The 4,479-nt window shown below is 36.7% G+C and carries 8 protein-coding genes and 1 pseudogene (1 of these 9 only partly in view); 4 read left to right on the top strand and 5 right to left on the bottom strand.

Annotation, left to right across the window (positions count from 1 at the left end):
* A partial coding sequence (locus HZC31_00825; GenBank protein MBI5001907.1) for a transposase occupies positions 1 to 193 on the top strand: 193 nt, incomplete at its 5' end.
* Here HZC31_00825 and HZC31_00820 read toward each other — a convergent pair.
* Genes HZC31_00820 through HZC31_00810 form a run of 3 tightly spaced genes read right to left on the bottom strand, consistent with a single transcriptional unit; the run spans position 190 to position 1,840 of the window.
* Positions 190 to 330, bottom strand: coding sequence for a hypothetical protein (locus HZC31_00820; protein MBI5001906.1), 141 nt, complete (start codon positions 328 to 330; stop codon positions 190 to 192). The two genes, HZC31_00825 and HZC31_00820, sit on opposite strands and share 4 nt — an antisense overlap.
* 8 nt (positions 331 to 338) lie before the next feature.
* Entirely contained in the window at positions 339 to 1,124 is a 786-nt protein-coding gene (locus HZC31_00815) for a triose-phosphate isomerase (GenBank protein ID MBI5001905.1), read from the bottom strand.
* Positions 1,121 to 1,840 (bottom strand): diphthine--ammonia ligase, encoded by a 720-nt coding sequence (locus tag HZC31_00810; GenBank protein MBI5001904.1) that lies wholly within the window; start codon positions 1,838 to 1,840, stop codon positions 1,121 to 1,123. Before HZC31_00810 ends, HZC31_00815 begins: the two co-directional genes overlap by 4 nt.
* A gap of 321 nt (positions 1,841 to 2,161) precedes the next feature.
* Between HZC31_00810 and HZC31_00805 the strand changes: the two genes are divergently transcribed.
* The 3 genes from HZC31_00805 to HZC31_00795 are packed head-to-tail and all read left to right on the top strand — an operon-like array spanning position 2,162 to position 3,765.
* Positions 2,162 to 2,731: a nucleotidyltransferase domain-containing protein gene (locus HZC31_00805; protein ID MBI5001903.1), complete on the top strand. Its 570-nt coding sequence runs from the start codon at positions 2,162 to 2,164 to the stop codon at positions 2,729 to 2,731.
* Positions 2,721 to 3,251 carry a hypothetical protein gene (locus tag HZC31_00800; protein ID MBI5001902.1) on the top strand — a complete coding sequence of 177 codons (531 nt, stop codon included), beginning with the start codon at positions 2,721 to 2,723 and terminating at the stop codon, positions 3,249 to 3,251. The genes HZC31_00805 and HZC31_00800 overlap by 11 nt, the downstream gene beginning before the upstream one ends.
* Before the next feature lie 10 nt (positions 3,252 to 3,261).
* Positions 3,262 to 3,765: a cupredoxin domain-containing protein gene (locus HZC31_00795; protein ID MBI5001901.1), complete on the top strand. Its 504-nt coding sequence runs from the start codon at positions 3,262 to 3,264 to the stop codon at positions 3,763 to 3,765.
* Between the two features lie 13 nt (positions 3,766 to 3,778).
* Here the strand turns inward: HZC31_00795 and HZC31_00790 are convergent, their stop codons facing one another.
* Positions 3,779 to 4,276 carry a hypothetical protein gene (locus tag HZC31_00790; protein ID MBI5001900.1) on the bottom strand — a complete coding sequence of 166 codons (498 nt, stop codon included), beginning with the start codon at positions 4,274 to 4,276 and terminating at the stop codon, positions 3,779 to 3,781.
* Between the two features lie 7 nt (positions 4,277 to 4,283).
* Positions 4,284 to 4,479: pseudogene (locus tag HZC31_00785) on the bottom strand (HAMP domain-containing protein) (it continues 1,334 nt past the right edge of the window).

The following is a 4,479-nucleotide window of genomic DNA, read 5'->3' as shown; positions in this document are numbered from 1 at the left end:
GCGACCACGTGGAGAAGAGGCGAAAGATATCAAAAAATCTGCAAGAAAAAAAGCACGTAGATGGGTTGTTGAACGTACACATAGTTGGTTCAACCGATTTAGAGGGTTATTGATTCGTTGGTCTAAAAGACCAGATGCTTCCATAGGATTATTGCATCTCGCATGTGCAATAATTACATGGAGGTCAATCTAATGGGATAGGCTCATAATATAACGAGAGAGAGAAATATCTCGAGTTGATTTTGTCGTCCATGATTTTATTACTTGAGGAACAAGAGAGATAACGACAAGTATTCCTGCAACATATCCCAAAATATCAATGAATATCATAAGTCACCTTAACCACTCTTCACAATTCTAACAAATTCTTCAACATCCAAACTCGCGGCACCAACAAGCAATCCATCAATCTCTTTGTGCGAAAGAAACTCTTTTGCGTTTTTAGAAGTCACACTTCCACCATAAAGTAATTTTGTTTCCGCAGCAACAGCAGCGCCAAACATCTGATCAAGCTGTCGTCGGATAAAATAACAAATATGATTGACGCGTTGGGAATCAGCGGCAGTGCCTGTACCTATCGCGGAAGGAGGCTCATAGGAAATAATTAGTTTCTGTTTCGCGTCAAACCGTAACCCCGTTAAACACGTCTTGAGTTGTTGTTCAAGATCCTTCTCCACAAAATGACTGACAAGTCCTTCTTTTTGTCCAACAAAAGTACCAACACAAAGAATAGGCGTTAAACCAACAGAGAACGCGGCAAGTAATTTGTTGTGTGCATCTTCATCTGTTTCATGAAACACAGAACGTCGTTCGCTATGCCCAATAAGAACATAATCCGCAAGCTCTTTGATCATCGCTGGAGAAATCTCTCCAGTATACGCGCCTTCCGGTAAATAGAAAATATTTTGCGCGCCAAGAAATAAAGGATGCTTCAAATTGACACTAAAACCTGTCGTTCCTTTATTGATTTCATATCGTAAACTACTTAGTGCAGTAAATGGAGCGCAAAGAACAACAGTGGAATTAGAGATCTGCACAAGCTCGCGAAAACGATGCATAAAAGAGACTGCCTTCACGACAGTCATGTTCATTTTCCAGTTTGCAATAATAAGAGGTTTCTTCATGCAGGAACAAGCTCCACATGATCAATTTTGTATGTTCCCACATACGGAGATTCCATGAATTTTTCTGCCTTCTTCACCGCAAGCCGTTTGTGGAATAAAAATGGACAATAGAGAACAATGGATTCATATTCCCCCCCTTCGCCAGCAGGATGTAAACCAATGCGATGATGCAGCTGCATGAGTTCATTATACGCTTTGGAATCAAGTTTTCTTCCCAACCACTTTTCGCTTAAACCATCCGCGGCAATCGAACTGATGTAAATCTCAAACCCGAGATCTATCATTTCTTTGAGGAGCATTCCTTGATTTTTGTGCCAGAGTGGCGCGAATGTTTTGAGCTGTAATTCTTCGCAAACACGATTCACGCGTTCATGTTGATAATCAGACGCAAGCGCGCCAACAATGATTCCATTAATACCATATTTCTCTTTTGCTTTTTTTAATGCTTCATGAAGATCACCAAGCTCATCTTCTTTTTTGCCAGAAGTCCTTTCTACAATAAGTGGCAATCCCATTGCTTCTGCCTGATAAGATGTAATATCAATGTTAGGAGTATGAAACATGAAGGATTCAGGATTATCAGATTTCAATGTAATGAGGCACGCGACATCCCAGCCAAAGGTCGTTGCGACATAGGTCGCGAACATGGAATCTTTGCCGCCACTGAACAGCGCGCCGAGTTTCAATTTCGTGATTTTGGTTGCGTCTTTAAGCATACAACAGATTTTGAATTTCTCATTAATATACTTTTCTCAAAAAGAGAGAGAAAATGAACAAGAAAATGTGACTGTGTGGGAATGAAAATTCAACAGAAAAGAGTAATTTCCACTGGACAAGACACGCTGCGGCGAGGTATATATAGTGAAGGCGCCAAATATTCGAACAAAGAAAAGCGCCTTCACTATCCAGCTGAGGCGATACAAATGTTCGATAATAAATCGCCTCAGCTATAACCAAGATTATCCAATATGGCACAATCATTGTAATCTCCGAAACATTTAAATATATGGTTAAAAACCATAATAGTATGGTTTAAAATGGGTAATGAAAAAATAAATATATTACGGTTTTTGATAGAGAATCAGGACAAAACATACAGCATCAGGCAAATTGCATTACAGAGGAGAATTAACTACAAGTCAGCATATATAAATATTAAAACTCTTGCAAAAGAAGGAGTAATAAGCGTACAAAAACAAGGGAATACAACGAATTGTTCATTCAATCAAAAATGGAACGCATCTGTTTTTCAAGTAGAATACGCACGACTTCAGAATCTTCTAAAAAATAAGAGTTTCCTTGTTATTTATAATAGATTAGCAAGAATAAACACCCAGTTTATTCTCCTCCTTTTTGGATCATATGTGAAAGGGCAGGCAACAAAACATTCAGATATTGATTTATTGCTTATAACAAATGATCCTAAGCCCATTGAAAGAGAAATACATTTAATTCCATTAAAAATCCATTTAACACATATAACGTATGAAAATTTTAATTCCATGTTAAAATCCAAAGAGTTTACTGTTGTTTCAGAAGCAATAAAAAAGAATATAGTGCTATTGGGCATAGAAGATTATTACAGGATGATAAAAAATGCTCAATGAAGAAAGGATAAAAGAAGCAGAGAGAAATGTCAGAGATTATATAGAATCAGGAATGATGAAAAAATCTCTATTTCAAGAGAAAATATTGATGATACTCCAAAAAAATGCGCATGATAGTATAGAAATTGCCGAATTTCTATCAGAAAATAAAAAATCTGATTTATGGATTATTGTCACTTCATACTATTCAATGTTTTATGTTGCAAATGCTGTTTTGTTCAAAATAGGTTATAAAATAGGAGACCAAACTCCACATAAAATAACTTCTGATGCATTAATTGTTTTTGTGAGAAATAAGCTGAAAAAGAGATTGTTGGAAGAATATGAAGAAGCACGGAATGATGCGCTTCCAGGAATAAAAGCAGATACGCTTATTGAGGAGTTTGACAAAGAGAGAACGAAGAGAGGAACTATTCAATATGAAACAACTGTAATTGAAAAGCAGGCAAAGGCAAAAACTTCACTTCTCCGAGCGAAAATCTTTCTCTTTGAAATGGAAAAATTATTGGAAAGTTTATGAGGCGATGCGAATGAAAAAAGAATTATTGTATATTGGAATTCTCACACTTATTCTTGTAATAAGTGGGTGTGGAACAGGAACAAGTGAAGAAGAAACAATTGCTCAAGAAGAGAATATTACAAAAGATACTGCTGCAGTTGAAGAAACAACGCAGACTGAAGAAACAATTATTGAAGAACAGCTAGTAAGCAATAAAATAACTGGAGGAGTAGTTATCGAAACAATAGAAGAAACTCCTGAAGAGACAACAAACGCAGTCAAAGAATTCACTATTACTGCAGTGAAGTTCGGCTACACCCCGAGCACAATTACTGTCAGCAAAGGAGATACTGTTCATATTATCATTGACAATGCGGACGGCATGCACGGCATGAAAATTCCTGAACTAGGAATCAGCGGAGATGAAGAAGTCACGTTTGTTGCAGAAGAAGCAGGAACATTTACCTGGCGATGTAACAATTTCTGTGGCACAGGACATAAAGAAATGAGTGGCACATTGATTGTGGAAGAATAATTTTTTCTTTTTTTTAATTATTTATACTTTTGTTATAAGCAAGAGAGTAGCATAAAGTCTGAAACGTAAAATCAGAAGAGTTTATAGTAGGATTCCAAAGAGAAAGCTCATCATGACAGGCATCAGAACCATCCCAAAATGGAGAGTAATCACAGATTTCTTGACCTGTAACATCAAAATAAGTTACATAACCTTGATCAGTTATTTGTTCTGTATCACTAAATTTAGAATAAAGTATGAAAGTGCCATTAGTGAAAATTCTACTAACTTCAAGAATTTCAAATCTTGCAGAGCCATATGAGGGAAAATAAGGATTCTCGTCATACTGACACAATGCCACATCAACAGAAGTTATATTCTCCGAGGGAATAGCATAAATGATTGATGGAAGAGCATTAGAAGGAGAAGGAAGAGGAGCAGAAGATGAATATCCAAAAAAAAAGAGGAAGATAATAATAACAAAGAGGAGAAGAAAAGACAAGGAAAGAAGTAATTTAAGTTCGAATTTCAAAGCAAGATCACATCTCCACAACAGTGCTTTGGACCATTTTCATTTGTTTTTCTTCTTCTTTTTTTGGTTTTGCCAAATTCTTGGAAATAGTAAAACTCATCGTTGTCCCTTTCTTCGGTTTGCTATCAACAGTGACTAAACCACCATGCAAAGAGACAATTTCTTTGACGATCGGCAGTCCTAAACCAGTTCCCCCCTGTTGC

It is taken from the genome of Candidatus Woesearchaeota archaeon, assembly GCA_016214075.1.
Taxonomy (GTDB): Archaea; Nanobdellota; Nanobdellia; order Woesearchaeales; family DSVV01; genus JACRPI01.
Note: the sequence above shows the minus strand (reverse complement) of the source record. Positions and strands in the feature narration are given on the sequence as shown.

Excerpts from the sequence above, each read along its gene's own strand:
- HZC31_00820 (MBI5001906.1), bottom strand. The coding sequence starts at position 330 with ATGATATTCATTGATATTTTGGGATATGTTGCAGGAATACTTGTCGTT.
- HZC31_00815 (MBI5001905.1), bottom strand. The coding sequence starts at position 1,124 with ATGAAGAAACCTCTTATTATTGCAAACTGGAAAATGAACATGACTGTC.
- HZC31_00810 (MBI5001904.1), bottom strand. The coding sequence starts at position 1,840 with ATGCTTAAAGACGCAACCAAAATCACGAAATTGAAACTCGGCGCGCTG.
- HZC31_00805 (MBI5001903.1), top strand. The coding sequence starts at position 2,162 with ATGGGTAATGAAAAAATAAATATATTACGGTTTTTGATAGAGAATCAG.
- HZC31_00800 (MBI5001902.1), top strand. The coding sequence starts at position 2,721 with ATGCTCAATGAAGAAAGGATAAAAGAAGCAGAGAGAAATGTCAGAGAT.
- HZC31_00795 (MBI5001901.1), top strand. The coding sequence starts at position 3,262 with ATGAAAAAAGAATTATTGTATATTGGAATTCTCACACTTATTCTTGTA.